Below are 25,897 nucleotides of genomic sequence, written 5' to 3' on the forward strand. Positions count from 1 at the left end.
GGAGTTCAGCCGCGGAGTGCGGAGGCGAAGATGGCAGGGAGTGCGGCGACGCCCGGGGCCGCTGTGAAGCGGGTGACCCGTGCCAGGGTGAGGGCGCCGGTGCGGTTGGTGGCGAAGTAGGGCGGACGCGGGGACAGGGAGGGGGAGCCGGTGAACAGGCCACGGGGCGCGGGTGCGAAGGGCGCCCGCAGGACGGTCTTCTCGATGTCGTCCTCGGCGAGCATGAACGCGTTGTGGACGAAGCCGACGCCGCTGCCGATGTCCTGGCGGGTGTGGCCGGGGAAGGCACCCCAGGGGGTGTAGCCGAGCAGGAAGCCGATCGCGGACCAGCAGTTCACGCCGACCGTGCCGTAGCGCAGACCGTCGACCGCCGCTTCGACGGCTGATCGGTGGGTCTTCTCGGTCCTCGGGTGCACGATGAGGGTCGCACCGAGGGTTCCCGGGAGGCGGTCGTTGGCGAAGGCGACGGCCTCGCGCAGGAAGGCGTCCGGTGTGGCGCCGGGCAGTCGTACGACCCCCAGTGCGCTGCCGAAGACCTCGTTGCTCAGCATCATGTCGTCGTCGGTGGTCGCGATGTCGGGGACCAGGATCCGGCAGTTGCCCTCCCCGTACGTCTCGGCCTCCGGGTGTGCCGTCCGCACGGCGCCCAGACGTTGACCGGCGCCCGGGTAGTAGTCGGTGCGGGCGGGCAGTTCCCGCAGTACGCGGCGGATCTCGTTGAGCAGCCGCTCGGTGCCGTCCCAGTCCCGGGGCACGACGAGGATCTGGCTGGCGACGCAGTTGTGGCCGGAGTTGTTCATTTTGCTGGTGACGATGTGCTCGGCCTGGAAGCGGAAGTCCGCCGCGCTCCACGGGCCGGGCACGACGACGCAGGGGCTGACGCCGCCCAGTTCGCTGCTGAACGGCTTGGCGTTCAACGGCGTGTCGGTGCGGCGGCGCGCCTCGGCCTCGTCGTCCGCACCCCACACGATGGCGTCGTGGGTCCGCTCGCTGCCGGTGACATGGATGCTGTCGACGTCCTCGTGGGTGGCGAGCCGAGCGCCCTCCGCCGCGCCGCCGTCCACGAATCGCACCCAGTCGCGCTCGGTGAACTCGCGGAAGACCTGCTCGAAGTGGGGGCGGAGGTAGGAGTTGACCGGGTTCATCTTCGCGATGACGACCTGGCCGTCGACGTACAGCTTGTGCAGGATGTCGAGGGCGGTGATCGCCGCGACGTTGCCCGCGCCCAGGACGAGGGCGACGCCGGGGGCGGCGGGCAGGCCGCGGTACGGGCTGGCCGCCCGGCTTCGTACCCCGTCCGCGGTCGTGCCGGGCCGGGTCCACACCTGCGCGGTGAAACCGTTGAGGAGCAGCCTGTCCCAACCTGCGGCCGGGAAGACGTCGACGACGGTCCGCCCGTCCCGCTCGTGCACGGCACGGGCGTGGATCGGCTCCTCGCCGGACGCGATCCGGCGAAGTACGCGCAGATAGGCGCTCACGGTCTGCGTCAGGGCCCATGGGGCACCCGCCCAGTCCTCCGCCGCCCAGGGCGAGCCGGCGTCGTAGCCCTTGGCCCGGGCACAGGCCGCGACCATGGCCTCGGAGCCCTCGGCGATGCGTGGCAGGAGCCGTTCGAGGAGCGCGATGCGCTCCGCGAGCGGGGTGCCGGCCCAGGTTTCGGCACCCTCCCGCAATGCGGCGACGGCGTGGTCCAATACCTCGGTGTCAGGGGCGAGTTCGGTCATGCTCGGACTCCTTGGTTACTGCGACGACGTGAGGGGCGGGGTCGTGTTTTCGGCCGGAGAGGTTCAGGCGTCCGCGGGCGTCGCGTCGCGCGCCGGGTCGATGAGGGTGAAGGCCGCGAGCGCGCCCAGCAAGAGCAGGACGGCCGAGAGCACGACGGCGTTCTGGTAGCCGGCGCCGCCCTGGCTGTCGATCATGCGGCCGACCACGGTCGGGGCGATCAGGCCCGCGGTGGTCACCACGGCGTTCATCGTGCCGAGCGCGCCACCGCGCCGCTCGGCCGGGGCGAGTTCGGCGACCGTGGTGATCGCGACGGTCGCGAAGGCCCCGCCGATGCCGAAGCCGGCCACGAGCAGTGCCGTCTTCGCCCCAGTGCCGGTGACGAGGGGGACGGCGAGGAAGCACAGGGCGCCGAGGAGGAGCAGCCCGGCGCCGACCCGGCCGCGTGCCCAGCGGCTGCTCACCCCTCGCCGCATGAGCCACCCGGTGAGCGCGGCCTGGCCGAGGAGCGCCACGGCGCCGATCGCCCAGGGGACGGCCACCAGCCTGCCGGCCGTCTCTGGCGAGTGGCCGAGCCCGTTCCTCAGGTAGGACGGCATCCACACGAGCATCAGGGCGACGACCCAGTAGCTGGTGAAGTACGCGACGGTGGTGCCGATCCAGGTACGGCTGCCGAAGATGCGCCGGTACGCGGCCCACACCGCGGATCTGCCCGAGGGGCCGCTGCCGGCGCCGGCCCGGTCGTCGGCGGCAGCGCGGTGATCGCCGTCGGCACCGCAGACGAGCCACGCGGCCGCCCACAGCACACCGGCCGCGGCGACCACCCACAGGGCGGCCCGCCAGCCGTGCCGGGTGATGACCCAGGTCAGCCCCGGCGCCGCGGTGATCACGCCCAGGGTGACGCCCAGGGTGACAAGCGCCCCCGGCAGATTGCGCCGGTGGTCGGGGAACCAGGACAACGCGGTCTGCTGGGCGACCGGGAACGCGGGGCCCTCGGCGGCGCCGAGCACGATCCGGGTGCCGACGAGCACGGCGAGACCGCCGCCCAGGGCGGCGGGCACCTGGGCCACCGACCAGAGCAGCGCCATAGTGAGGAGGAGCCACTTGGGGGACACCCGGTCGGCAAGGAGTCCCACGGCGGCGGCGGCCACGGAGAACAGCAGGAAGAACGCGCTGTTCGCCAGACCGAAGTCGGTCGCGGACAGACCCAGATCGGCCCGGATCTCGTCGGCCGCGAGACCGAACACCGACTTGTCGGCGAAGTTGACCATCATGAAGACCACGAGCAGGCCGGTGACGATCCAGGCGCGGGTGCCGGTCGTCTCGACTGCCTGTGCGAGGGCGGCGCGCGGCGGTCCGGCCGAGGTCTCGGCAGCGGTCACGGGAACCTCCGGGGGTGCGGGACGGCGGGGGAGAGGTGCTGCGGGGGAAGGCACTGCGGGAAGCGGGACCGGTCGGCCCGGTCCGGCCGTCAGGACAGCGGCACGCCCGCGACGGCGATGCGCTCCATGACCCGGCGCTGCGGGTAGTAGTCGCTGACCGCGTAGTGCTGGACCGCGATGTTGTCCCAGATCGCGATCGAGCCCGGCTGCCAGCGGAAGCGCACCTGGTACTCGGGGATGCGGGCCTGGAGCACGAGCAGGTCGAGCAGCTCGCGGTTCTCCTCCTCCGACAGGCCGACGATGCGCGTGGTGAAGGGCTCGTTGACGTAGAGGAGCTTACGGCCCGTCCGCGGGTGCCGGACGACGACCGGGTGCTCCACCGGTGGCAGGGACTTCCGGAAGTGCGCGATCTGATCCTCGGTCATCGTCGCGCCCCAGCTGGGCACCCAGTCGTGCACCGCGGTGAGCCCTTCGACGCGGGCCTTCAGGTCCGTGGGGAGGTTGTCGTAGGCGGCGTGCATGTCCGCCCACTGGGTGTCGCCGCCGGTCGGCGGGATCTCGACCGCACGCAGCACCGAGCCCTGGGCGGGGGCGGCCATGAAGGAGTGGTCGCTGTGCCAGATGTTCTCCTGGCCGACGGCCATCGCGTCCTTGGCGAGCCGTGAGACGCCGGCCGTCCCGCTCTGCGGGAAGAAGGGATTGACCTCGGGCTCGCCCCAGACAGCGGCGAGGGCGACATGGTGCTCGGGGGTGAAGCCGTGCTGGTCGCGGAAGAAGAGCACCTTCCATTCGAGCAGCGCCAGACGCAGCTCGGTGACGAGCTCCGCGCTGATCGGGCGGGTGAGGTCCACGCCGCCGATCTCGGCACCGATGTGCGGGGTGAGCGGCGAGACGTCCAGGATCCGGTACTCGTTCCCGGGCGTGCCGGGGGCCGTGCGGTCCAGGACCCGGCGGCCGTAGTGCAGCAGGGGCTTGTCGAGGACCGGCTGGGGAGTGGTGGCAGGCGTGGCCATGGAGTTCCTCCGCTGGGGCGACCAGGAATTCGATACCGGCAGTATTGATATTCGGCCAGGGGAGGGCAAGGGGTCTGCCTCTGCGGATTTCCGCGTACGGAAGGAAGGCGTCCGGCGGTCAGTCGCGCGGGGACACGGCCCGCGCGACGAGTTCCACCACCGTGTCCACGAGCGCGGCGTCCGGCAGCTCCATCTCGCCGACCAGCCGGAACACCAGCGGCGCCGCCACCATCGTGGTCACCGACCGGACATCGGTGTCCGGGCGCACGTCGCCGCGGGCGATCCCGCGCTCCAGGATGTGCCGGGTCTCGCTCATGCCACGCGCGGTGTAGGCGCCGTAAGTGCCGCGTGCGGCGCCCGCCTCGGCTCCGGCGCTGATGACGGCGGCGAGCAGCCGGTCGATCCCCGGCTTCCGGTACTCCTTCAGACGCGTCTCGAGTACGACTCTGAGCTCGGCGCGGAAGTCCCCCAGGTCCGGGACGGTCAGCGGGCCCACCCGGGACTCGGTGGCGGCGATCAGCAGGTCCTGCTTGGTGGGCCAGCGGCGGTAGATGGTCGCCTTGCCGACCTCCGCCCGCAGGGCCACCGCGTCCATGGTGACGGCGGCGAGACCGCCCTCCGCCACCAGGGCGACCACCGCGTCGAGCACCGCGCGGTCGACCCGCTCCTCCCGGGGCCGCCCGGGCCCCCGCCCCTCGTTCCGAACCCGCTTCACACCCATTCCCCGAGCGTACGGGCTCGTTGTCCGTCCTGATCGGCAGGGTGGCCGAGGAGGGGTCTCCCCGCGACCTGACGGTCCGGAACCCGGACCGCGGAGCGGCGTACCCACGCATCGCCTTGAACGGGTCGTCTCCCTGGCGGGCCGTGCACTGGCGACTTTCCGCCAGCCTCATTCTGTGGATCTCCCGGCGCCACGGCCTCCAGGATCACCCGCATGATCCCTCAGAACTCCTCCCAGGGCCGCCCCGCCCCGACCGGTCGCGGTCGGCGCCGCGCCCTGGTCATAGCGACCACCGTCGCGCTGGCGGGCGGACTGCTGCTGCCGCTCGGTACGGCCACCGCCGCGCCGGAGACCACGCAGCCGGCCATTCCGTCACCCCGGACCGAGAACCACGAGATCACGCTGGTCACCGGCGACGTCGTGCACTACGCGGACGGCCCGGGCAGCCAGGACACCGTCACCGTGGACCGGGCCGACGGCGCCACCGGCGGCGTCCGGGTGCAGCAGTCCGACGGCGACCTGTACGTGGTGCCGGACGAGGCGGCGCCGCTGATCGACGCGGGCCGGCTCGACCGCCGTCTCTTCGACGTCACCGCCCTCGTGGGGATGGGTTACGACGACGCCCGCACCGGCGGCCTGCCGCTGATCGCCACCTACGGCGCCCAGGCGGCCCGCGCACTGCCCGCCGCCCCGGCCGGAGCCACCGTCACCCGCCGTCTGACCAGCATCGGCGGCACCGCGCTCCAGGCCGACAAGGACACGCTGCGCGCCTTCTGGACCGACGTCGCCTCCGCCCCCAAGGCCAGGACGCTCGACAACGGGATCCAGAAGCTGTGGCTGGACGCCCGGGTCGAGGCCGCCCTGAAGGACTCGGTGCCGCAGATCGGTGCCCCGCAGGCCTGGGCCGCGGGGTACGACGGCAAGGGCGTCAAGGTCGCGGTGCTCGACACCGGCATCGACCCGAACCACCCGGACGTCAAGGACCGCATCGTCGAGTCCAAGAGCTTCGTCCCCGGCCAGGAGGTGCTGGACAAGCACGGCCACGGCACCCACGTCGCCTCCACCGTCGCCGGCACCGGCGCCGCCTCGAACGGCCTCAACAGGGGTGTCGCGCCCGGCGCCCAGCTGCTGGTCGGCAAGGTGCTCTCCAACGAGGGCTACGGCACCGACTCCGAGATCATCGGCGGCATGGAGTGGGCCAAGGCCGCGGGTGCCGACGTCGTCAGCATGAGCCTGGGCTCGTCGGTCCCCGACGACGGCAGCGACCCGATGGCGCAGGCCGTCGACGCCCTCTCCGCCGACGGCGGCCCGCTCTACGTCATCGCCGCAGGCAACTCGGGCCGCCAGGGCACCATCGGCTCGCCCGGCTCGGCCGAGAAGGCGCTCACCGTCGCCGCCGTCGACAAGTCCGACTGGCGCGCCGGATTCTCCAGCCAGGGCCCGCTGTACCGCTCGAACGACCTCAAGCCGGACGTCTCCGCGCCCGGAGTCGACATCACCGCGGCCGCCTCGCAGGCGGTGCCGAACACCACCTCGATGTACCGCACCATGTCGGGCACCTCGATGGCCACCCCGCACGTGGCCGGTGCCGCCGCGATCCTGAAGCAGCGTCACCCCGACTGGTCCGGCCAGCAGCTCAAGGACGCGCTGATGAGCACGTCCAAGCAGCTCGCGTACACCCCGTACCAGCAGGGCACCGGCCGCGTCGACGTCAAGGCCGTCATCGACAGCACCGTGCAGGCCACCGGCTCGGTCCCCGTCGCCTCGTACGACTGGCCGCACGCCGCCACGGACGCCGTCGCCGAGCGGACGATCACCTACCGCAACAGCGGCACCCAGGACGTCACCCTCGACCTGGCCACGAACACCGACTCCGCCGCCTACACCCTCTCGGCGAACCGGATCACCGTCCCGGCCGGCGGCGCCGCCACGGCCGTGCTCTCCCTCGACCCGGCCAAGGTCCCGGCCGGCACCGTCTTCTCCGGCCAGGTCGTCGCCAAGGACGCCGCCACGGGCACGGTCGTCGCGCACACCGGGTTCGCCCTGCAGAAGGAGAGCGAGCGCTACGACCTGAACGTCAAGGTCCTCGACCGCGACGGCAAGCCCGCCTCGGCCCGCGTCGTGCTCGGTCAGCTCGGCAGGCTCGGCGGCATGTCCCCGATCAACGTGGACGGCGAGACCACGCTGCGCCTGGCTCCGGGCACCTACGCGGCCTGGTGCATTCTCGATGTCCCCGGCGACACGCCGGACTCGCAGGCCACGGCCTTCCTGATCGACCCCGAGACGGTCCTGGACAAGAACGCCACGGTCGTCCTGGACGCCCGCAAGGCCCGCAAGGTCAGCGCCCGTACGCCGCGCGAGACCGAGACCCGGCAGTGGCGCTGGGACATGGCCCGGACCGCCTCCGACGGCACGCTACTGCGCGACGTGTACATGCTCCCGGTCAAGTACGACCAGCTGTGGGCCACCCCCACCGAGCAGGTCACCCAGGGGAAGTTCAGCTTCCGCACCCGCTGGCGGCTCGGTCAGGAGGCGTGGGACGTCGAGGCCGGTGGCAGCGACCTGCCGGTGGTCGTGCAGGTCGGCAGCTCGGTCGGTACCGGTCGGCTGAAGTACGAGGCGGTGTACGCCGGTGACGGCGCGACCGCCGACTACAACGGTCTGGACGTCCGCGGGAAGGCCGTCGTCATCCGGCGCAGCGACTCCGTGAAGCCCGCCGACCGGCTGGCCAACGCCGTCGCGGCCGGCGCCAAGGCGGTGTTCGTCGTCCACGACGGCCGCGGCAGGCTCAGCGAGGGCTACGGCACCGCGTCGATCCCGGTCGCCTCGGTCCAGCGTGACGCGGGCAACCGGCTCATCGAGCGGATCGGCGAGGACCGGGTCGAACTCGTCATCGACCAGCACCGGTACGCCGAGTACATGTACGACCTGGTCTCCCGGCACGACGGTGCCATTCCGGACCGTTCACTGGCCTACACCCCGGACGACGACGAACTCGCCCGGGTGGAGAACACCTTCTACGGCCACCGCAACGTGGTGGGCGGCGGATTCCGCTACGACATCCCCGAGTACGGACCGGGCGTCGGCTTCCAGGAGTGGGAGTCCTACCCCGGCACGCGCACCGAGTGGGTGAGCCAGCAGTCGAACGGCGCGTTCTGGTACGAGGACCACTCGATCTTCAAGCCGGGCAGCACCACCGTCGACCAGCAGGAGCGCGGCGGCAACGACCAGCTCACGGCAGGCCGCGTCTACCGGACCGACTGGTTCGCTCCGGTCCAGCGCCCGCGGCTGGGCACCGCTTTCTGGGGTCCGCACCGCACCATGTACGGCTACATGCAGTTCAACATGACCCCGTGGACCGACGACGCCCCGGGCCACTCCGGTTCGATGCCGGCCGACGCGTACAACCCCGGCGTCAGCAGCAGCGCCCTCTACCAGGGCGACACCCTCGTTCAGGGGGGCATCGGCCAGGCGCTGTACCTCCGCACCCCCGTGCCCGCCGAGACCCTCCCGTACCGGCTGGTCCTGGACGCGAAGCGGGACGGTGCGGTCTGGAAGACCTCGGTGCGCACCCACACCGAGTGGGGCTTCCGCTCCGGTGCGGTCTCCGCCGAGGTGATGGACGAGCAGATCAGGCTGCTCCAGCTCGACTACGGCGTCGACACCGACCTCGCCGGTGACGTCACGGCGGGCCGCAAGACCGTGCTCCGGCTCTCCTCGGCCACGCAGGAGTGGCTCGACGGCCAGGTGAAGGCGGACGAGGCCACCCTCTCCGTCTCGTACGACGACGGCAAGAGCTGGACCCCGGTCCAGCTCGACAAGAACGCCGCCGGAGCGTGGACCGCCACGCTCGACCTGCCCGCCACGCCCGGTGCCTTCGTCTCGCTGAAGGCCACTGCCAAGGGCGCCGACGGGCTGACGGTGAACCAGGAGATCATCCGCGCCTTCGGTCTGAAGTAACCCCATGACCGGCGGTAGGCGATCCGGGACCCCGCCCGGGTCGCCTACCGCCGTACCCAGCCCTGCTCGTGCGCGTACCACCCGAGCTGCATCCGGGTGGTGACGCCGGCCAGTTCCATCAGGCGCTGGATCCGGCGCTGCACCGTACGCAGTCCCAGCTCGGCCTGCTTGGCCACGCTGCGGTCGGTGACACCGGTCAGCATCAGCGAGAGGATCAGCAGATCCGTCTCGTCCGGCCCCTCGGCCTGTGGTTCCGCCACCGCCCCGGCCGCGGTGAGCAGCACCGGACGGGCCTCCCGCCACACCAGCTCGAAGAGCCCGGTCAGTGCCTCAAGGACCCCCGGGGCGTGCACCACCAGCGCGGAGGGTTCGGCGGACTCGGCCATGGCGGCCATCGGGCCGAGGGACATCAGGGCCACCGACCGGTCGGCGACGAGCAGCTTCGTCGGTACGCGCTCCACGACCCTGATCTGCTCCTCCTGGCCGAGGGCGGCGGCGATCCGGCCCGTCCCGCTCTCGCTCTCCAGCTCGGCGCGCTCGATCACCACCCGGTAGTTCACGCCCCGGGCGATGGCATGGTCCTCGACTTCCTGCTCGTCGCCGTGCACGACCACCGGCGCCGCGCTCACCAGCGCGAGCAACTCGTCGGTCGCATTGCTCTGGAGCTGCTCGAAGCGGTGCCGGATGGCCGCGCCGCCCGTCACCACCTCCATCACATCGGCGGTGGAGACCCGGCCCGGACCGGCCCGGTACTCCTCCACGAGCTCTGAGAACGCCGACTCCGCCAGGGCCAGTTCGTGCCGACGCTGCGCAAGGAGCCCGCCCAGCGCCATCCCTGGCGGTGCGGCAGCGTAACGCCCCGCCCTGCCGCCGGAGGACGCGACCAGACCGCGCTGCTCCAGGCCGCGCAGCAGCCCGGCGGCCTCCGTCACGGACAGCCCGAGCCGCCGCGCGGCCTCGTCCGGGGTGACCGAACCGACCTGCATGAGCATCCGGTACGCGGACTCCTGATGGCGGTCAAGTCCGACGAAGCTGAGCATCTTCTCCCACTCCCGTTCCCGCGCTCGGCCGCCTCGATTCCAAAGCCGTATGCCCACCGAGGGCGGGGCGGACAGCTGTCCGCCGAGCAGTGCTCAGCACGGCCACGAGGGGTGCCGACAGGATACGGAGGGCAGCGCTCCGGTCAAATGTGCGAGGCCCGGAGACGCTACGCCCCGTCATCCAGTACGCGGCCGGGTGCTTGGGGCAGGCCGGGCATCGGTGCCGGGTGCCGGCGCGAATCAGATCTTCTCGGCGGTCGCTCGTGGGTGGTCGCTGGTGAGCAGGGTGATGTCTTCGATGCCGGACGTCAGGATGGTGACTCGGCCCGGCTGGGCGAGGGCGGTGGCACAGAGCATGGCGTCGACGGCGTACTTGTGGCCGTGCAACCCGGCTGCGCGCAGAAGGGCGGCGGAGGCCGCTGAACCGCGTCCTCGTCACCTGGCAGTAGCTCGCCATGCGGGGCAGCCGCCCGACGGCTGCCCCGCCATGCCCCCTTGCCGTTCCTCCCCGCGGAGCACTCATGGACCCGCACGCCCCCATAACCTGGCGCTTCCCCCTCATCTCCCGCTTCCGCCCCGCATGCCTGCCACTCCCACAGCGCATCCGCGCCCTGGTCGAACTCGCCGGTACAGCGGAGGACAAAGCGGATCAGGGTCTGGCGTCCGCGGTCTACAACCAGGCGGCCCTCATCGCCTCCGACCTCGGCCTTCCCGACCTCGCACGGGAGTGGTGCCACCAGCACGCCGCTGCCTACCCCCACGCCACCCCCTCCCCGGCATGACCGCCATCCGGGCCCTCGAACCCGTCGTCAACCTCGCCCGCCTCCAGATCCGCGCCGCCGCCACCGACGACGGCCGCCGCCGCCTCCTCGCCCTCTTCGACGCCGTCACCAACGCCACCAGCGCCCGGTTCGAGGGCGTCTCCGTACCAGCGAACCTGACCAGCAGCGATGCCGACCGCAATGAGGTACGCGCCTGGCTGTGGCGGGTGGTCCTGGCCGACGGCACACGTACCCTCACCACCACCGGCCACTGGGACGAAGCCCTGGCCCACATCGAGCGGCACAATGGCATCGGGCAACGGATGCTCGACGGCCGACAGGTCGCCGGTGCCCGGTGCACACTGCGCAACGCGCGTAGAAGTGACATGCGGAGGAAACCTTCCGGTCCCCCGCGTGCAACCCGGCCCGCCTACAACTGCCCTGCCGCCACGGCGTGTCCCCCACACACCCCCGGTGCGGTGCTCCGCGAACCGTCCGCAACCGCTCGCGAAAGGCACCCTCATGTCACCTCGTCACATACCTGTCAGATGCCCCCGCCGCACCGCCGCGCTTGGCGCCGCCTGCCTGGCCGCCGCCGTGACGCTGGCAACGCTCACCACCGCCCCCGCGGCGAACGCCGCCGCCTCGGTTCCGTCGCAGGGATCGCCGACACAGCTCGACGTCGGCAACTGGAACGTCGAGTGGTTCGGTGCGCCGGACTTCGGGCCGACCGACGAGGCGCTTCAGCAGCAGAATGTCCGCGATGTCATGGCGGGCGCGGACATGGACGTGTGGGGCCTCTCCGAGGTCGTCAGCACCTCGGCGTTCGACACGCTCGTGGCCGGCATGCCCGGGTACACCGGGGTCGTGGCCAACGACCCGGTCGTGACGAACGGTGCGCAGTACTACTCGGACTTCGGCGACACCGAGCAGAAGGTCGCCCTCGTCTGGCGCTCCAGCATGGCCACCCTGGTGAGCGCGAAGGTCATCCTGACCGACCAGAACGGCAACTTCGCCGGCCGCCCGCCGGTGGAGTTCACGTTGCGTGGCACGTTCGACGGTGTCACCCGTGACCTCGTCTTCATCGTCCTGCACGCGAAGTCCGGGTCCACCCAGGACGCGTGGAACCTGCGCAACCCCGCGTCGCAGGCCCTCAAGTCCTACCTCGACACGACCTACCCCACACAGAACGTCTTCGTCATCGGTGACTGGAACGACGACGTCGACACCTCCATCACGTCCGGGCAGGCTTCGCCCTACGCCAACTTCGTGAACGACGCGGCCCGCTACACGTTCCCGACGCGGGCCCTCTCGCTGGCGGGCGTGGCGTCGACGACGGGCTACCCGGACTTCATCGACCATCAGCTCACCACCAATGAGGTGCAGGCCAAGTATGTCGCAGGCTCGGCGACCGCCTTCCAGCCCCAGGCTTATGTCCCGAACTACGCGACGACGACGAGCGACCACTACCCGGTGCTGGCTCGCTACGACTTCGCCATCGGCGGTGGCGGCGGCGCGAACCAGCAGCCCACGGCCTCGTACACGCACTCCTGCACCGCTCTCACCTGCACCTTCACCGACGGCAGCACCGACTCCGACGGCACCGTCGTGAGCCGCAGCTGGGACTTCGGCGACGGCCAGACCTCGACGGCGACGAACCCGACCGTGACCTACGCATCGGCCGGAACCTACGCGGTCTCGCTGACCGTGACGGACAACGGCGGAGCCGCCCACACCACGACCCAGAACGTCACCGTCACCGCCGGCGGCGGACCCGCCAACGTCATCATCAACGAGGTACTGGCCAACGAACCGGGCAGCAGCACCGCCGGCGAGGCCATCGAGATCGTGAACACCGGTGGCACGGAAATCAGCATCGCCGGCTGGACCGTCCGGGACGGGACGGCGGTGCGGCACACGTTCGCGGCCGGTACGACGCTGCAGCCCGGCAAGGCGATCACCGTGTTCGGCGCGGGCTCGGCGATCCCCGGTGGCATCGTGGCGGTGGCTGCCAGCACCGGCGGCCTCAACCTGTCCAACAGCGGTGACCAGGTCATCCTGCGGGATTCGACCGGAACGACGGTCCAGTCGATGACCTACACCTCAAGCCAGGCGAACTCCGACGGCGTTTCCATCAACCGAAGCCCCGACGGCTCGGCGACCGGCGGCTGGGCCAAGCACAACACCATCAGCTCGCTGACCAGCTCGCCCGGCCGGCACGCCGACGGAACGTTGTACTGAGCCCCGGTCCACCGGCTCGACTGCGAAGTGATCGCTCAGCAGGGTTCGAGCTGGCCGACTGGTGGACGGCGGGTGGTGGCCGTTGTTGCAGCGGCGGCCACCCTCACGGGCGACGATGAGTATGGATACCCACTCGACCAGAGCATGAGGCAGGTCGAGTGCGGCAGGATGGGGAACCAACAGGGCTCCTGTGTCAATGGGTTGAGACTTCGAACACCTCCCTCAACGGCGCGGGAGCCTGCGCGTTGCGGTCCTCATCCTGACTCGGCCTGGGGCACTCGATCAGTGGCCACTTTGAAAGAGCTCACTCACTCCCTATAGGGGCATCACCTACGTGCCAACATCCCCCCGCCCGTCACGGCGTCGAGGCACCCCTCTCTGCGGTGTGTGCCGCGCTGCGTCACGTTGTCGGCAAGCTCTAGTACGACACGGCGTTCCCCGCGGCCGGGACCCTGGCGGTCCCAATCCACCGGTTCCCTGGCTCACTCGCCGGGAGCTGCGGGAGCTGGACCCGGTCACAGAAGGCCGCGGATCAGGCGCAGGTGCCGCCGTTGAGCGCGAAGGCCGTGGGGGCGGGATTCGCGCCGGTGTGGCTCCCCTGGAATCCGAAGCTCACGGTCGCGCCGGGGGCGATCGACCGGTTCCAGCCGGCGTCGCGGGCGGTGACGGAGGTGCCGTTCTGGGTGGCGGTCGCGTTCCAGGCGCTGGTGACGCGCTGGCCGGCCGGGTAGGCCCAGCTCAGCTGCCAGCCGTCCACGGCGGTCGGACCGGTGTTCTCGACCGTGACGGTCGCGGTGAAGCCGGTGTTCCAGACGTTGTTCACCGTGTACGTCACCGCGCAGGCGGCGGTGGGCGGTTCACCGCCGCCGGAGGGCCGCTCGGCGGCGTAGGCGGCGAGCCAGGCCAGCGGGGCGTTCCAGTTGACGGCCACTTCGTTGGTGGAGTACGAGCCGATGTCGTCGATGTAGCAGGCGGCGGGCGCGCAACCCGCCAGCTTCTCCTGCGCCACCGGGTCCTGGAGCCCGCTGTTGGCACCGCCCGCGAGCGAGCCGGCCGGCGGGTGGGGCAGCGAGGCGTCCAACTGGTGCGCCCAGAAGCGGTGGTGCTGGTTCTGGGCGGACGTCTCGCCGTAGCCGGTCACGTACGACCGGTCGAGGGCGTTGCGGCCGAGCAGGTAGTCCATCGCCTCCAGGGCGCCGGTGCGGTAGCGGGCGTCGCCCGTCAGTTCACCGGCGACGGCCATGACGATCGCGTTGTCGGCGATGTTGCCGTTCGAGCCCCAGAAGTAGCCGTCCGCCGGGGTCGGCACCGCGTAGCCCTGGGCGGCCATCCGGGACAGGTGGCCGTCGGCGGCCGTGGTCACCGAGGCGCGGATGCGGGCCACGTCGGTGGCGGGCAGCCCGCTGGGCGCCGTGGCCAGGGTGAGCCGCCCCAGCGCGGCCGTATCCGCCCAGCCGAAGCCGTACGGGCTGAAGGCGTCGGCGGACGTGTGCCAGGGCGAGGAGGTGACCGCGTCGCGGTAGGCGCTCTCGCCGGTCGTGGCGTACAGCTCGGCGGCCGCCCAGTAGAACTCGTCGGTGACCGTCGTGTCGCCGTAGGCCCCGCCGCCCGTGCTGTCCGTGTCCGGGGCGTACAGGGCGGGGTTGGCCCGGGCCGCGGTCCAGGCGCGCCGGGCGGCTGACAGGCACCTGTCGGCGTAGGCGGAGTCGTACGGACGGAAGACCCGGGCGCACTGCGCGGCGGTCGCCGCGAGGTTGAGGGTCGCCGCCGTGGACGGGCGGTGCAGCTCGCGGGGCTGGGGGTCCTGTTCGGGGCGCATCGGCATGCCCGTCCAGGCCGCGTCGTGGACCTTGTGGAACGCCATGCCCGCGTACGGCCTGGCCTCGGGCACCTGCATCCGCATCAGGAAGTCCAGCTCCCAGCGGGCCTCGTCCAGGACGTCCGGTATGCCGTTGCCGCGCTCGGGGAGGCGCAGGGTCGAGTCGCCGAGCGCGTCGTCCTTTCCCGCCCGCTTCGCCCGTTCGAACGAGTTGACGACCAGCCAGGTCGAGATACCGCCGTTCACCACGTACTTGCCGTGGTCGCCCGCGTCGTACCAGCCGCCCCTGACGTCCTGCGTGTAGTCGCACACGGTGGCCTGGCAGGGGACGGAGACATCGCCCTTGTTGGGTGCGACGCCGAGGTGCCCGGCCGGGCGTGCGTAGGCGGAGCCCACCAGGGAGGCGTCGATGGCGATGCCGCTGCGCTGGTGGTGGAAGAACGCCATGGAGTCGGAACGCAGCGCGTCGTAGAGGTCCGCGCGGATGTCGAAGGACACGCTGCTGCTGCCGTCCACCGCCAGGACGTATCCCGTGCCCGTCTCCCGGTACGAGGAGAAGTCGGCCACCTGGAGGGACTGGCCGGAGGGGGTGTCGGCGCCGTGCGGGACGGTCGAGCCGGTGGCCACCACGGTCCCGGACGCGTTGCGCAGCTGCCAGGTGAGCGACTGCGTCGCCGTGGTGACGACCGTGGCGCGTTTCGGGCCGTCCGGCAGGTAGCCGACCTGGTTGACGCGTACGGCGGCGGTCGCCGCGGTGGCGGCGGGGACGCCTGCGACGGCGGGTGCGGTCAGGAGGCCGCCGAGGAGGAGAACGCCCGTCAGCAGGGCGGCGGAGCGACGTAACGTGCAAGTGGGGGGCATGAGCGGCTCCTTCGGGTGGTTGCTATGGGGTGAGCATGGCAAGTATCTATGGGAGCGCTCCCATAGGATCCGGGGCGCACAGTAGTGACGGCTGCCGACACCGTCAACGGGACCCTGTGCGGTGTCGACAGGCGGGCCTCTCGCGCGTGCGCGGGGCGCGATCTTCGAGGGGGTAGCGTTCCGTGTGATGGCGCGGCAGCCGGTCCGCCGCCGAGGAAGGACCCGATTCTGAACCCCCAGCTCGCGGAGACCCTGTCCGCGGCCCTGCTCGTCCTCGTGCTCGCCTGTGCGGTCATCCGCCCCTTCGGGTGGCCGGAGGCGGTCGTGGCCGTCCCGGCCGCGGCACTGGTGATCGTCACCGGGGCCGTCTCCCTCGACGACGCGCTGGCCGAGGCGGAACGGCTCGGGCCGGTGATCGGCTTCCTGGCGGCCGTACTGGTGCTGGCTCAGCTCTGTGACGACGAGGGGCTGTTCCAGGCGTGCGGGGCGTGGATGGCGCGTACGGCGGAGGGCCGGCCACGTCGGCTGCTCGCCCAGGTGTTCCTGGCCGCGTCGGCGATCACGGCCGTGCTCAGCCTGGACGCCACGGTGGTGCTGCTCACCCCGGTGGTGTTCGCCACCGCGGCCCGCATCGGGGCCCGTCCCAAGCCGCACGTGTACGCCTGCACCCATCTGTCGAACACCGCTTCCCTGCTGCTGCCCGTCTCCAACCTCACCAACCTCCTCGCGTTCGCGGCCGCCGGGCTGACGTTCACCCGGTTCGCCGCGCTGATGGCCCTGCCGTGGGCGGCGGCGATCGGCGTCGAGTACCTGGTCTTCCGGCGCTTCTTCGCCACCGACCTGGACGCCGGAGCGCAGGCCCCCGCCCCCGTGGAACCGCCGCCGCTGCCGCTGTTCGCCCTGGTGACCGTGGGGTGCACGCTGGCCGGCTTCGTACTGACCTCGGCGGTTGGCATCGACCCGGCGTGGGCCGCCCTGGCGGGTGCCCTGGCCCTCGCCGTCCGGGCCCTGATCCGGCGCCGCACCACCCCCCGGGCGCTGGTCCGCGCCGCCTCCGTGCCCTTCCTCGCCTTCGTCCTGGCCCTCGGGATCGTGGTCCTGGCGGTGGTGGACAACGGTCTCGACGACGCCCTCGGACATCTGATCCCCGACGGCACCGGCCTGCCGGAACTTCTCGCGCTCGCCGGACTGGCCGCCGTCCTCGCGAACGTCATCAACAACCTCCCCGCGGTCCTTGTGCTGCTGCCGCTGACCGCCCCGCTGGGACCCGGGGCCGTCCTGGCCGTCCTGCTCGGGGTGAACATCGGCCCCAACCTCACCTACGCCGGCTCCCTGGCCACCCTGCTGTGGCGGCGTATCGTCCACGCCCACGACGGCGAGGTGGAACTCAAGGAGTTCACCCGGCTCGGCGTGTACGCGGTACCCACGAGCCTGGTCGCCGCCGTCCTGGCACTGTGGCTCTCGCTGACCGTCATCGGAGGAGGCTGACCCATGGCCGTGGTCGTCTGGATCGTCGAGGGCACCTGGCGCGCCTGCGTGGACGCCGCCCGCGCGCACGCCCCGGCGGACGCCGACATCGTCCTCCTGCACGTCACTCCCGCCGACGTCCCGGGCGCCGCGCACGGCGCCTTCGTCGGACTCCTCGGCCGCGGCCACCCCGAGGAGCACCGCCCGGGCGAGGGCTGGGGGAGGGACCCCGGCACGCGACTGGAACAGCTCGCCGCCGCCTCCGCGCGGCAGCTGCTCCAGGACGCCGCCGACCGGCTTGGCCGCCCCTGCACGCGTACCGAACGCACCGGTCGCGTCGAGCGCGAGGTCGTCGCCGCGGCCGAGGGCAGCGACCTGCTGATCCTGGCCCGGGACGGCGACCGCACCCACCTCGGACCGCACAGCCTCGGTCCCGCCGCACGCTTCGTCGTCGACCACGCCCCCTGTCCGGTGCTGCTCGTGTGGCCCGAACCGCCGCCGGGGCTGCCCACCCTGCCGCCCCCGCCTCCGCGTCACACCGTCTGACGGGCGACGAACCACCGCCGGCCACCGGCTGGGGCCGGCGGGGGCCGGCCATGGGCGAGAGGCTTCCCGTGGCCGACGCGGACGGGGGACGAGCGGGGCTCAGCGGTTGAAGGTCAGCCTCGGTGCCGCGTTGTGGGCCAGCGTGTGGGCCTGGTCGGGCCACCAGGTGCCGGCCGGCGGGTCGACGATGCCGTACTCGGGGTCGATCGTGCCGCCGGTGTTGCGGGTGCAGCTGCCGTCGGACTCGCCGGGGATCTTGATCCACAGGTAGGCGTCGACGAGCGGGACGCCGGTGTCGGCGGTCGGGCGTGGGCCGAGGCCGCGGCCGGGGGCGTTGCACCAGATCTCCGGGTCGCCGGTGTACTTGCCGGGCTCCGGGGTCCAGGCGCCGAGGCCGTTGCGGCTGGTGTCGATGACGAAGTGGTGCAGGGCGTCGTTCGGCGGGGTGCCCACGCTCTGGTCGAACCAGGCGTCGGTCCAGTGCCAGGTGGCGGGGTCGGCGGGGTCGACCGCGTTGCCGGGGGCGCCGTCGTTGGGTGCGGCGGGCGAGTAGTACTGGGTGGCGCACCAGTCGGTGTGGCCGCGGGCGTACTCGGGCCCTTCGGTGGCGTACCACATGCACTTCGCTATCCAGGTGCCGTACCGGGCGTTGTGGTCGGTGGGGTGGGTGTTGGACACGTTGAGGGCGAAGCCGTCGCCGTACTGGACGCCGGCGTCGAGCAGCCGCCGCGAGATGTCGCCGACGGAGCGCCACAGGACGTTGCCCGCGTCGAGGTAGACCGTGGTGCGGGCCCTGGACTTGAGGGTCTTGACCGCGTACGCGAGATCGGCGATGCGAGCCGCCGTGAGTTCGCCGGTCGGGTCCACGCCCGGCCCGCAGTCGCGGGGGAGCAGGGCCAGGCCGTCGGGCTCGACCACGACGACGGCCTTGCTGTCGCCGATGCCCGCGGCGAAGGCGTCGATCCACTGCCGGTAGGCGGCGGAGGAGGCGGCTCCGCCGCTCGAGTACTGCGAGCAGTCCCGGCCTGGGACGTCGTAGGCGACCAGGATGGGGGTCCGGTCGACCGTACGGGCCTTCCGGACAAGCGTGTCCACCTTCAGCCGGACCTCGTCGGGCGTGCCCTCGGTGAACCACTCTGCCTGCGGCCAGCTCGCGAGCTTCGCCATGTTCACGGCGTTCGCGAAGTCGCCCTTCCGGAGGTCGGAGAGTGCCTGCTCGGCGGCCTTGCTGTGCGGGTCCACGTAGAACTTCGTCGCCGGGACGATCGTGTCCCCGGCGGGCGCGGCCTGCGCCTGGCCCTGCGTCGCGGTGAGGGCGGCGCAGGCGGCGAGCGCCGCGAGGGCGGCGGTCGCACGGCGCCGAAGGCTGGGTGGCTTCATGCTTGCTCCTGGTCGGGGGAGGGAGGCGGATCCGTGTGTTCCTGTGGCCCGGTCGTGGGGCTGGGAGGCACCGGGCCACAGGGGTCCGGGGGTCAGTAGCCGTAGATCATCTTGTAGGCGACCTCGGGGAGGAACTGGCCGGCCGTGGAACCGGTCCCGACGCCGCAGTTGCCGTCGGACTCTCCCGGGGCCTTGATCCACAGCAGCATCTCGGCGCCGCCTCCCAGCTGGGTGGGCGTGCCGATGCGGCGGCCGGCGGCGTTGCACCACTCGCCGTTGGAGCCGTTGCCGTTGCGGCTGGTGTCGACGACGAACGGCTTGGTGTAGCCGTAGCGGGCGGCCAGTTCGCCGTTGACGGCGTTGCCGTAGGCGGTGTTCTGGGCGGTGGTGAAGTAGTTCGAGACGTTGAGGGAGAAGCCGTGGGCCTGGCGCAGACCGGCTTCGTGGAGCCGCTGGGCCATCGTCCCGGCGCTCACCCAGCCGGGGTTGCCCGCGTCGAGGTAGACCCAGGTGTTGGGGGCCTGGCGGTTGAACTCGGCGACGGCGCCGGTGATCATGCCCTGGCGTTCGCGGATCTGGGTCTGGTTCATGCAGCCGTAGTCCGCGAGGGAGTCCGGTTCGAGGACGACGACGGCCGGGCGGCCGGCGATCCCGCCGGCGAACTGCGCGATCCAGGTCGCGTAGGCGGACGGCGAGGCGGCTCCGCCTCCGGACTGACCACCGCAGTAGTCCCGGTGGTAGATGTTGTACGCGACCAGGATGGGCAGCTTGTCCCGGGAGTCCGCCGCCCCGACGTACGCGCCCGTGGCGGTGCCGATGGTGCCGCTCCAGGAGCCGAACCAGCGGGCCTGGGGCGTGTTGGCGAGGGACGCGTTGATCGCGGGCGCCCGGCCGTCACCGGGGTTGGCGGCGACCCACTGCTTGGCGCTGGAGTTCGGGTCCACGTAGAACCCGCTGGTCAGGGTGGTGGGGTCCGCCGCGTGGGCGGACGGCGCGACGGCGAGCGCCAGCGGCAGCGCGAGGAAGGCTGCCGCGAGGGCGCGGATTCGGCGGCGCATGACGGTACCTCGATTCCTGGTGGGGGACGCGCCGCAGGCTCTCGTCCCGAGCCGGCGGCGCACTGAGGAAATGCGGTGGTACGGCACCCGTGGCTGTGGAAGCGCTCGATTATGGGAGCGCTCCCATTGGAAGCGATACCAGCACGGACTTCGACTGCCCGGGTGTGACCGGTATCGTGTGACGCCCCGTCTGGCCTGTCAAGTGAGTGCGGTTTACCGGCACTTCACATGCCAGCGGCAAAGCTTTACAGTCATGAAAACTGGAAGCGCTTCCAGTTTTCCGAAGGTTCTGGTCATGACAGGAGAGGGCAGGCTCATGGCCGAAGGTGTGCCACGCCGCCAGCCGACACTCGACGAGGTGGCCGAACTGGCCGGTGTCTCACGGTCGGTGGCCTCGCGTGCGCTCAACAACGCCCCGCACGTCAGCCGGGCCAAACGCGAGGCGGTCGAACGGGCCGTCCGTCAGCTCGGGTACGTGCCCCATCCGACCGCCCGCGCGCTGGCGACCCGTCAGACCGGAGCGGCCGCCCTGGTCGTCTCGGGAGAGGAACCGTCGATCTTCGCGGATCCCTTCTTCGCCCAGGTGATCGTCGGGGCCTCGGCCGCCCTGGAGGACGCCGATCTGCACCTGCTGCTCTGCCTGACCGCCTCCGAGCGGGGCCGCCGGCGAGTGGATCGGCTCCTGAGGTCCAGGGGTGCCGATGGCGTGATGCTCATGGCGCTGCGCGCGGACGATCCGCTGGCCCGCCTGGCCGAGGAGTCGGAGCTGCCCGTGGTGTTCGGCGGGCGGCCGGTCGGTCTGGAACCCCGGTGGTACGTGGACGTCGACAACGTCGGCGGGGCGCGCGCGGCTACCGAGTACCTCATCGCGGCCGGCCGGACCCGTGTGGCCACGATCTGCGGGCGCCTGGACACCGAGGCCGGGCGCGCCCGATACCGCGGCTACCGGGACGCCATGCTGGCGGCAGGACTCGAACCGTACCCCTCGGAGACCGGCGACTTCGCCGAGTCCGGCGGAGCCGCCGCCATGGCCGCACTCCTGGCGCACCACCCCGACCTGGACGGCGTGTTCGCCGCCAGCGACAACATGGGGGCCGGAGCGCTGCGCACGCTGCGGAACGCCGGCCGCTCGGTCCCCTCCGACGTCGCCGTGATCGGCTTCGACGATCTGCCCGTTGCCCGGATGTCCGACCCGCCGCTGACCACGGTGCACCAACCCGTGGAGGGTCTCGGCCGGGAGATGGCGCGCATGCTCGTCGCGCTCGTCAACGGACAGGAGCCCACCCCGCTGATCCTCCCCACGCGCCTGGTCACCCGCGCCAGCGCCTGACGGGCCACCCCGGGCGGTCAGCCGTGGGCGGTTCAGCCGCGGGCCGGTCTCCCGTCAGGCCCTGGGCCAGGGCCTGACGGGAGAACACGGGCAGGGTCAGGTGCGGGTCCAGCGCTGGTTGCCGCCACCCCAGCAGGAGTAGAGCTGGATCAGGGTGCCGTCCGCGGTGCCGTTGGCGGCGGCGTCGAGGCAGAGGCCGGACTGGACGCCGACGATGGATCCGTCGGAGTTGAGGCGCCACTTCTGGTTGTCGCCGCCCCAGCAGCTGTAGATCTGGACCTTGGTGCCGTTGCCGGTGCCGGCGGCGTCCAGGCACTTGTCGCCGTAGACCCTGAGTTCACCGGCGGCGGTGTAGGTCCACTGCTGGTTGACGGCGTTGTTGCAGTCCCACAGGTTGAGCTGGGTGCCGTCGGTGGTACGGGCGCCGGGTACGTCCAGGCAGCGGCCCGAAGCGACGCCCTTGATCTGCCCGGCATCGGGCGTCGGGGTCGGAGCCGGGGTGGGGGAGGAGGCGTTGAGCGCGTTGAGGACAGAGGTGTAGGCGGCCTTCTTGCTGCCGTCGCCGTTGAACAGCAGCGGCGTCTGATCCGCTCGCCAGGAGTCGGTGTCGCGCACACCCCAGACGGTGATGCCGAGGCAGCGCGGGACGGCCAGGCAGTCGTTGGTCACGTTGGCGTAGGTCGTGGCCGAGGCGCCCTGGATGTCGAGCTCGGTGATCGCCACATCGACACCGAGGGCGGCGAAGCTCTGCAGCGTGGTGCGGAAGTTGCTGTTGTACGGGCTGTCGTTGTTGAAGTGCGACTGGAAGCCGACGCAGTCGATGGGCACGCCACGCTGCTTGAAGTCCCGGACCATGGCGTACACGGCCTGGGTCTTGGCCCAGGTCCAGTTCTCCACGTTGTAGTCGTTGTAGCAGAGCTTGGCGGCCGGGTCGGCGGCGCGTGCGGTGCGGAAGGCGACCTCGATCCAGTCGTTGCCGGTGCGCTGCAGGTTCGAGTCGCGCCGGGCTCCCGAACTGCCGTCGGCGAAGGCCTCGTTCACGACGTCCCACTGGGCGATCTTGCCCTTGTAGTGGCCCATCACGCCGTTGATGTGGTTGATCATCGCCTGACGCAGCGGGCTGCCGCTGAGGCTCTGCATCCAGCCGGGCTGCTGGGAGTGCCAGGCCAGGGTGTGTCCGCGTACCTGCTTGCCGTTCTGTACGGCCCAGTTGTAGACGCGGTCGCCGGCGGTGAAGTTGAACTGACCCTGCTGGGGTTCGGTGGCGTCGATCTTCATCTCGTTCTCGGGAGTCACCGAGTTGAACTCGCGCCCCGCGATCGTGGTGTACGCCGAGTCGCCCAGCCTGCCCGAGGCGATGGCGGCGCCGAAGTAGCGGCCGCTCTGCGCCGCCGCGCTGCCGAGCGTGCTCTCGGCGGCCTGGGAGGACGACGGCGCGACCAGGGTGAGGGCGGAACCGAGGACGCCGACGATCAGCGCCGTACACAGACCGCCGACCCTTCGGCGGACGGTGGAGGGGGGAACGGCATTCGAGCGCATGAAGAACCTCCAGGATGAAGATCTCGGAAGGATTTGAGCGCGGCAGAATGAATCCACGCCGACGACGCCCGTATTCATGGGCGAATGGCGCGGACCATGAGGCGAAATGATTCGAGGCCGGCGCCCGGCACTGGGGCAGAGGGGGCGAGACCGGCTCGGGATTCAGTGTGGAAACCTGGCAGAAACATGTCAAGACTTTCGAAATCTTTCGAGATTCCGGACCTCTTGCCGGTCCAGGCGTGGCCCGTCCGGTGCACCGTGCTCGGCGAAAGTCTTTCGGTAAGGGCCGGTCCTTGGCCCGGGGCGGCCAGGAGCTTCTCCTAGCTGCGGGGCGGGGCGGTGGAGAGCCGGACCTTGAGTTCGGTCGAAAGCTCCAGCCGTGGTGTGACCAGGGGCTGTTTCTCCATGACGTGGAAGAGTGTGCGGGCGGCGATCCGGCCCATCTCCTCCAGCGGCTGGCGCACCGTCGTCAGCGGCGGTGACAGCCATTCGCACATCGGCAGGTCGTCGAAGCCGACCACGCTGAGGTCCTGCGGGATGCGCAGTCCGCTCTGCCGGGCGGCTTCGTAGACGCCCATCGCCTGCTGGTCGCTGCCGGCGAAGACGGCCGTGGGCGGCTCGGGGAGGGCGAGCAGTTCCTGGGCGCACCGGAACCCGCCCTCGTGCTGGAAGTCGCCGAACCGGATCAGATCGCGGTCGACCTCGATGCCGGCCCGCTCCAGGGCGGTCCGGTACCCGTCGATGCGGGCCTGGCTGCAGAGCATCTCCTTGCGCCCGCCGATCGTGGCGATCCGGCGGTGCCCCAGCTCCAGCAGGTGCTCGGTGGCGGCCAGGCCGCCCGCCCAGTTGGTCGCTCCGATGCTCGGCACACCGTTGCCGGGCAGGTCGACGGGGTCGATGACGACCAGAGCGACTCCCGCCCGTTCGACCTGGGCGCGCTGGGCATGGGTGACCGAGGCGGTGACGAGGATGACGCCGTCGCTGTGGTGCAGGACCGGCAGTGCGGCCCAACTGGACGGCGTGGCCTCACCCGGCGGGACGAGTGACACGACGGTGCCGACGCTCCGCCGGGCGCACTCGGCCTCGACGCCTCGCATTATTTCCACCGCCCAGGCGCTGTCCAGACCGCCGATGATCAGGTCGACGAGGCCCGATCGGCGGGCTCTGCCCTGCCGGCCGGGCGGGACGTAGCGGTGAGACTGCAGTAGGCCCTCGATCCGTTTGCGTGTCGCGGGTGCGACATCGGAGCGGCCGTTGATCACCTTGGACACGGTGGCCTGGGAGACCCCTGCCTCCGCGGCGATGACGGCCAGGGTCGGACGCCGTTCGCTCAACTTCCCTCCTCTGCCGGCACGCCTTGGGCCGGTAACAGGTATCGCAAACTTTCGAAGAGTTTCCGGGCGAGAAACCTGCCTGTCAAGGCCATCAACAGGCGCTTTTCTCAGGCGAGTCGGTGACATCTCTTGACCCGGAGGCCTCATGTTCCTAGCTTGTGGCAGCACGGAGTTCGAGAGTTTTCCGAAATGTTTTCGGACACGTAGCCGGCGCCCCCACACTCGTAAGGAGTACTTCTGATGCGGTTACGCCACCGGTCACCGATCCAGCTGAAACGCCTGCTCGCCGTCCTTTCGCCCCTGCTGCTCCTGGCCACCTTCTTCGGTGCCCAGCCCGCCGCCGCGGCGACCGTCGACACCAACGCCTGGTACGTGCTGGTCAACCGCAACAGCGGCAAGGCCCTGGACGTCTACAACCTGGCGACCAACGACGGGGCACGCATCACCCAGTGGACGAGGAACGACCAGAACCAGCAGCAATGGCAGTTCGTCGACTCCGGCGGCGGTTACTACCGCATCAAGTCCCGCCACTCCGGCAAGGTGCTGGACGTCCAGAACGGGTCCACCGCCAACGGTGGATCGATCGTCCAGTGGACCGATCTGAACGGCACCAACCAGCAGTGGCGGCTGGCCGACAGCTCGGACAGCTACGTGCGGCTCATCGCGCGCCACAGCGGCAAGGCCCTCGAAGTGCAGGGCGCCTCCACCGCCGACGGCGCGAACATCGTCCAGTACGACGACTGGGGCGGTGCCAACCAGCAGTGGCAGCTCGTCAAGGCCGGCGGCGGCACCCCCGGCGGATGCCCGCTCCCGTCGACGTACCGCTGGACGTCGACGGGCGCGCTGGCGCAGCCCAAGCCGGGGTGGGCCTCGCTCAAGGACTTCACCGTCGTGCCCTACAACGGCCGGCAGCTCGTCTACGCGACGACGCACGGCGCCGCGGGGACGGGAGCGGGCTGGGGTTCGATGAGCTTCAGCCCGTTCACCAACTGGTCGGACATGGCCTCGGCCGGCCAGAACACGATGGCGAACTCGGCCGTCGCGCCGACGCTCTTCTACTTCGCGCCGAAGAACATCTGGGTGCTCGCCTACCAGTGGGGCAGGACCGCCTTCTCCTACCGGACGTCGAGCGACCCCGCCAATCCGAACGGCTGGTCGGCTGAGCAGGAGCTCTTCTCCGGAAGCATCGCCGACTCGGGAACCGGGCCCATCGACCAGACGCTCATCGGTGACGGGACGAACATGTACCTGTTCTTCGCCGGCGACAACGGCAAGATCTACCGGGCCGGTATGCCGATGGGGAACTTCCCGGGCAGTTTCGGCTCGACCTCGACCGTGGTCATGAGTGACACGACGAACAACCTGTTCGAAGCCCCGCAGGTCTACAAACTCCAGGGCCAGGACCGCTACCTCATGATCGTCGAGGCGATCGGCTCGCAGGGCCGGTACTTCCGCTCGTTCACGGCCACCAGCCTGAACGGCTCATGGACACCGCAGGCCGCGACCGAGAGCAACCCCTTCGCCGGCAAGGCCAACAGCGGCGCCACCTGGACCAACGACATCAGCCACGGCGAACTCATCCGCACCAGCGCCGATCAGACCATGACCGTCGATCCGTGCAACCTGCGGTTCCTCTACCAGGGACGCGATCCCAACTCCGGCGGCGACTACGGCCTGTGGCCCTACCGGCCCGGTCTGCTGACGCTGCAGCGCTGACGACGAG

16 protein-coding genes and 3 pseudogenes are annotated in these 25,897 nt (G+C 71.1%); 7 read left to right on the forward strand and 12 right to left on the reverse strand.

Features of this window, described 5'->3' with window-relative positions; genetic code table 11:
* Positions 1-5: 5 nt before the first annotated feature.
* The 4 genes from AB0C73_RS22145 to AB0C73_RS22160 form a co-directional block, all read right to left on the reverse strand.
* Positions 6-1,724 carry an aldehyde dehydrogenase family protein gene (locus AB0C73_RS22145; RefSeq protein WP_362532699.1) on the reverse strand — a complete coding sequence of 573 codons (1,719 nt, stop codon included), beginning with the start codon at positions 1,722-1,724 and terminating at the stop codon, positions 6-8.
* A 63-nt stretch (positions 1,725-1,787) separates the two neighbouring features.
* Positions 1,788-3,104 (reverse strand): MFS transporter, encoded by a 1,317-nt coding sequence (locus AB0C73_RS22150; protein ID WP_362532701.1) that lies wholly within the window; start codon positions 3,102-3,104, stop codon positions 1,788-1,790.
* Positions 3,105-3,193: 89 nt separating this feature from the next.
* Positions 3,194-4,117: a TauD/TfdA family dioxygenase gene (locus AB0C73_RS22155; RefSeq protein WP_362532704.1), complete on the reverse strand. Its 924-nt coding sequence runs from the start codon at positions 4,115-4,117 to the stop codon at positions 3,194-3,196.
* Between the two features lie 118 nt (positions 4,118-4,235).
* Positions 4,236-4,838, reverse strand: coding sequence for a TetR/AcrR family transcriptional regulator (locus AB0C73_RS22160; RefSeq protein ID WP_362532707.1), 603 nt, complete (start codon positions 4,836-4,838; stop codon positions 4,236-4,238).
* Between the two features lie 213 nt (positions 4,839-5,051).
* Between AB0C73_RS22160 and AB0C73_RS22165 the strand changes: the two genes are divergently transcribed.
* The gene (locus AB0C73_RS22165) at positions 5,052-8,798 is read left to right on the forward strand and encodes a S8 family serine peptidase (protein ID WP_362532710.1); all 3,747 of its coding nucleotides are present in this window, start codon (positions 5,052-5,054) and stop codon (positions 8,796-8,798) included.
* 44 nt (positions 8,799-8,842) lie between these two features.
* Here AB0C73_RS22165 and AB0C73_RS22170 read toward each other — a convergent pair whose 3' ends face one another.
* Together AB0C73_RS22170 and AB0C73_RS22175 are read right to left on the reverse strand one after the other, a co-directional pair.
* The gene (locus tag AB0C73_RS22170; RefSeq protein WP_362532713.1) at positions 8,843-9,838 is read right to left on the reverse strand and encodes a helix-turn-helix domain-containing protein; all 996 of its coding nucleotides are present in this window, start codon (positions 9,836-9,838) and stop codon (positions 8,843-8,845) included.
* 240 nt (positions 9,839-10,078) lie between these two features.
* Positions 10,079-10,255: pseudogene (locus AB0C73_RS22175) on the reverse strand (DNA-binding protein); the annotation flags it as partial.
* 104 nt (positions 10,256-10,359) lie between these two features.
* On the opposite strand from AB0C73_RS22175, the pseudogene AB0C73_RS22180 reads away from it, so the two are divergent.
* A pseudogene (locus AB0C73_RS22180) lies at positions 10,360-10,946 on the forward strand (hypothetical protein); the annotation flags it as partial.
* 250 nt (positions 10,947-11,196) lie between these two features.
* On the forward strand, positions 11,197-12,840 hold the full coding sequence (locus tag AB0C73_RS22185; RefSeq protein ID WP_362532716.1) for a lamin tail domain-containing protein: 1,644 nt from the start codon (positions 11,197-11,199) through the stop codon (positions 12,838-12,840).
* An 87-nt stretch (positions 12,841-12,927) separates the two neighbouring features.
* Here AB0C73_RS22185 and AB0C73_RS22190 read toward each other — a convergent pair.
* Together AB0C73_RS22190 and AB0C73_RS22195 are read right to left on the reverse strand one after the other, a co-directional pair.
* A pseudogene (locus tag AB0C73_RS22190) lies at positions 12,928-13,020 on the reverse strand (IS5/IS1182 family transposase); the annotation flags it as partial.
* Between the two features lie 352 nt (positions 13,021-13,372).
* Positions 13,373-15,520 carry a glycoside hydrolase family 9 protein gene (locus AB0C73_RS22195; protein WP_362532719.1) on the reverse strand — a complete coding sequence of 716 codons (2,148 nt, stop codon included), beginning with the start codon at positions 15,518-15,520 and terminating at the stop codon, positions 13,373-13,375.
* Between the two features lie 228 nt (positions 15,521-15,748).
* Here AB0C73_RS22195 and AB0C73_RS22200 point away from each other — a divergent pair, with 228 nt between their 5' ends.
* The gene (locus AB0C73_RS22200) at positions 15,749-17,008 is read left to right on the forward strand and encodes an SLC13 family permease (RefSeq protein ID WP_362532932.1); all 1,260 of its coding nucleotides are present in this window, start codon (positions 15,749-15,751) and stop codon (positions 17,006-17,008) included.
* Between the two features lie 3 nt (positions 17,009-17,011).
* Complete coding sequence (locus tag AB0C73_RS22205; RefSeq protein WP_362532722.1) at positions 17,012-17,533, forward strand: universal stress protein; 522 nt, start codon at positions 17,012-17,014, stop codon at positions 17,531-17,533.
* Positions 17,534-17,632: 99 nt separating this feature from the next.
* Here the strand turns inward: AB0C73_RS22205 and AB0C73_RS22210 are convergent, their stop codons facing one another.
* On the reverse strand, positions 17,633-18,913 hold the full coding sequence (locus AB0C73_RS22210) for a glycoside hydrolase family 6 protein (RefSeq protein WP_362532725.1): 1,281 nt from the start codon (positions 18,911-18,913) through the stop codon (positions 17,633-17,635).
* A 92-nt stretch (positions 18,914-19,005) separates the two neighbouring features.
* Positions 19,006-19,971: a glycoside hydrolase family 6 protein gene (locus AB0C73_RS22215; RefSeq protein ID WP_362532727.1), complete on the reverse strand. Its 966-nt coding sequence runs from the start codon at positions 19,969-19,971 to the stop codon at positions 19,006-19,008.
* Positions 19,972-20,287: 316 nt separating this feature from the next.
* Between AB0C73_RS22215 and AB0C73_RS22220 the strand changes: the two genes are divergently transcribed.
* On the forward strand, positions 20,288-21,301 hold the full coding sequence (locus AB0C73_RS22220) for a LacI family DNA-binding transcriptional regulator (RefSeq protein WP_362532729.1): 1,014 nt from the start codon (positions 20,288-20,290) through the stop codon (positions 21,299-21,301).
* Between the two features lie 96 nt (positions 21,302-21,397).
* Here the strand turns inward: AB0C73_RS22220 and AB0C73_RS22225 are convergent, their stop codons facing one another.
* Complete coding sequence (locus AB0C73_RS22225) at positions 21,398-22,840, reverse strand: endo-1,4-beta-xylanase (RefSeq protein WP_362532732.1); 1,443 nt, start codon at positions 22,838-22,840, stop codon at positions 21,398-21,400.
* A gap of 320 nt (positions 22,841-23,160) precedes the next feature.
* Positions 23,161-24,174 carry a LacI family DNA-binding transcriptional regulator gene (locus tag AB0C73_RS22230; RefSeq protein WP_362532734.1) on the reverse strand — a complete coding sequence of 338 codons (1,014 nt, stop codon included), beginning with the start codon at positions 24,172-24,174 and terminating at the stop codon, positions 23,161-23,163.
* 240 nt (positions 24,175-24,414) lie between these two features.
* Here AB0C73_RS22230 and AB0C73_RS22235 point away from each other — a divergent pair, with 240 nt between their 5' ends.
* The gene (locus AB0C73_RS22235) at positions 24,415-25,890 is read left to right on the forward strand and encodes a non-reducing end alpha-L-arabinofuranosidase family hydrolase (RefSeq protein ID WP_362532737.1); all 1,476 of its coding nucleotides are present in this window, start codon (positions 24,415-24,417) and stop codon (positions 25,888-25,890) included.
* The last annotated feature ends 7 nt before the right edge of the window (positions 25,891-25,897 follow it).

The organism is Streptomyces sp. NPDC048623 (assembly GCF_040650755.1).
Lineage (GTDB): Bacteria > Actinomycetota > Actinomycetes > Streptomycetales > Streptomycetaceae > Streptomyces.